Raw genomic sequence first — 2,651 nt, 5'->3', positions numbered from 1 at the left:
CCGGCCGGCGAACTGCTCGCGGCGGCCAAGCGCTGGGCGAAGATGATCGAGGAATGTTCGCCCATGTCGATCCGGGCTTCCAAGGAGTCCGTTTATCAGGGGCTTGATGAAGCCAATCTGAAAAAGGCGATTGAAGGCCACTATCCGGCTGTGGGTGCGCTCTTCAAGAGCGAAGACCTCATCGAAGGCCCGCGCGCTTTCGCTGAAAAGCGCAAGCCGCAGTGGAAGGGCCGCTGAGGCTTTTTTCTCGGATCAGCGATGCGGCGCCGCGATGAGCGGCGCCGTTTTCTTTCGGGCGCACAAAAAAGAACCGGCCCTGCCGCGGGGGGTGCGACAGGACCGGCCTCGACAGGACCAGGCTCCGAGTTGGGGGGCGGCGGAGCCCGGTCGGCAGGTCAGTTGATCGCGGCTGTCGGGACCTCCTCATTTAGCAATCCGGCCGCGGTCCGACCTTCCTCCGTTCCCGGCCGCAAGGCGGCGGGAGATGTTTTCTCGATCGCGGCAAGGAAGGGAGCCGGCGCGCCAAGCGGCGGGAGCGGCGTTTCCTTTGCGGCCATGCGTGCCGCCTTTGCGTCGAGGTTGACCCAGATATAGGGGCGTTCTTCCGACTGGCGCTTGATCCACTGATAAGGCGTGTCAGACCAGACGGCGATTTCCCAATTCTTGTTGTCGAGCACGAATTCGCCACGATCAGACTTCACCAGAAGCACGGCATGCCCGTCGCCGTTCCATTCGCGCACCACGGAGATGAGCAGATTTTCTGCCTTCCAGCCGCGCTCGATCAGCAGGCGGCGCTTTTCCAGCGCAAAGTCTTCGCAGTCGCCGCCGCGCTCATCCGGGTAGGCCCACCATTCGGCGCGCCCGTACAGCGCCATGTCGGAGACCTGCGGAATGGTGCGGTTCACATATTCATTGACCTGCGAAAGCTCGACCCACTTTTCAGGGGTCATCTTTGCGGGTTCCGGTGTATCGGTGCCGCCAGCGCATTCATCCGGGTTGCGCACGCAGAAGCCGATATAGCCAATCGGCGGGGTAGCTTGCTGATAGGTCGGCATGGCGGCTGCGATCAGATGCACCTGCGCCGTGCTTTCAAAGAAAGAACTGTCGATGCTGCCCACATGGTCCGGCGACTGACAGGCAGCCAGTCCTGCCATCATTCCCGCCACAACGCTGATCTGCTTCACCCACTTCATTTCGCCCACCAACAATGAAGGTTCTTTCGAACTTGTGAGGACAGAATGGCAGGCAGGGATTTGCGCCCGTTTAAGTACGACGCAGAGATTTGAAGAGAATCTTGCTCAAAGTTGAGGCGGGTTTTTCTAAAAATCGAAATGATCGGAAATGACTAAAATTGTTCTGACCGGCAGAGGGCGGAAAAAGCCTTTATTCTTGCGGATTATTTATGCGGCTCTAAGCGGCGGGGCGGGCAAATCCGCGCCCGCCGCCCGGCCATCTCAAGGCTGATCCGTCCACGGAAAGACCTGCAAAAATTTTTTGCAGAAGGGGTTCAGCGGGGGGCTGCACCGTCGAAAGTGCGGGAATCCGACGCCAGAGTCTCGCGAATATGCCGGATGGTTGCTTCGCGTTCCTTGCGTTTGGTGTTCGCAAAGGCGGGCTGCTGCAGGGCGGCAAGCGTTGCGGCACGGGCCTTTGCTGTTTCCATCAAGGCATCGGCAGGCACGGCCTCGTCCAGATAGCCGATGGCGGCGGCTTCGGTCGGATTGTAGATCCGCGCCTGTGTCACCGCCTGCGAGAAGCGGTTGGCGGCAATGCGGTCCCGGGCAAGTTCGATGCCGAAAATGGGCATGGTCATGCCAATGGCGACTTCGGGCAGGCCGATGCGGTAATCGCCTTCCGTGCCGACCCGGTGGTCGCCTGCGAGGAGGAGAAGGCCGCCCGCGGCAAGCGCATGGCCCGTGCAGGCCATAATGACGGGCAGGCGGTATTCATAAAGGCGCATCAGAAGCTCGGCGCCTGCTGTTACCAGCGGCCCAACCTTGTCCGGGCCCGATGCCATGACATCGAGGTCGAAGCCGGCGCAAAAGCGATGGGGGCGGCCTGCGATCAGGACTGCCTTTGACCTGGTCTCTACTTCGGTAAGAGCCCCATTCAATGCGTCGATCATGGCGTGGCCGAGCGCATTGGCGCGGCCATCGTCCATAGCGAGGATGGCAACATCGTTCTCGATGGTGGTGGTCAGCGGTGCAGACAAGATGGTTCCCCCCTTTTTTGAAGTGCGGGGGAGCTTAGTCCGGCAAAGCGGTTTCGTCAGCCGAAGGGGCGTGAAAGGGCGCTTGCGCGTTCGGGAATATCGCTGAACTGGATGCCAACGCCTTCTTCCGTGTGGCGGACGACGCGGCCCGACATGCGGCCAATAGCGACTTCCGTGCCGATGGGCGGGCGGTTTTCGACAGCCACCTGTGCCCCGCCAAGCGACATGTCGATAATGCGGCAGGGCATGGTCTGGCCGTCGCCGAGATTGAGGACGGCGGTTTCCTCAAGCCCCGCTTCACCCGGCGCATAGCGTGCAAAGGCGCGGCGGGCCGAAATCTCGATCTTTTCGCCACGGGCAAGCGCTTCGAGGCGCTGGCGCAGCCTTTCGCGGCGCGGACCTGCAATATTGGTTTCGATTGCGAAGCCGCCTTCAAAGG

The 2,651-nt window shown here is 61.3% G+C and carries 4 protein-coding genes; 1 reads left to right on the top strand and 3 read right to left on the bottom strand.

Annotation, left to right across the window (positions count from 1 at the left end):
* Positions 1-237 (top strand): enoyl-CoA hydratase-related protein (locus tag WBF74_RS06545; RefSeq protein ID WP_424436989.1); only part of this gene is annotated, 237 nt, incomplete at its 5' end.
* Positions 238-395: 158 nt separating this feature from the next.
* On the opposite strand, the gene WBF74_RS06540 is transcribed toward WBF74_RS06545, so the two are convergent.
* The 3 genes from WBF74_RS06540 to WBF74_RS06530 all read right to left on the bottom strand — a co-directional run.
* Positions 396-1,193 (bottom strand): transglutaminase-like cysteine peptidase, encoded by a 798-nt coding sequence (locus WBF74_RS06540; protein WP_424436986.1) that lies wholly within the window; start codon positions 1,191-1,193, stop codon positions 396-398.
* A gap of 314 nt (positions 1,194-1,507) precedes the next feature.
* Complete coding sequence (locus WBF74_RS06535; protein ID WP_424436983.1) at positions 1,508-2,212, bottom strand: crotonase/enoyl-CoA hydratase family protein; 705 nt, start codon at positions 2,210-2,212, stop codon at positions 1,508-1,510.
* 56 nt (positions 2,213-2,268) lie between these two features.
* Positions 2,269-2,651: PilZ domain-containing protein (locus WBF74_RS06530; protein ID WP_424436980.1), on the bottom strand; the 383-nt coding region annotated here is incomplete at its 5' end.

This window comes from Parvibaculum sp. (assembly GCF_049672805.1).
Classification (GTDB): domain Bacteria; phylum Pseudomonadota; class Alphaproteobacteria; order Parvibaculales; family Parvibaculaceae; genus Parvibaculum.
This window is presented reverse-complemented; position numbering and strand designations above follow the sequence as displayed.

Excerpts from the sequence above, each read along its gene's own strand:
- WBF74_RS06540 (WP_424436986.1), bottom strand. The coding sequence starts at position 1,193 with ATGAAGTGGGTGAAGCAGATCAGCGTTGTGGCGGGAATGATGGCAGGA.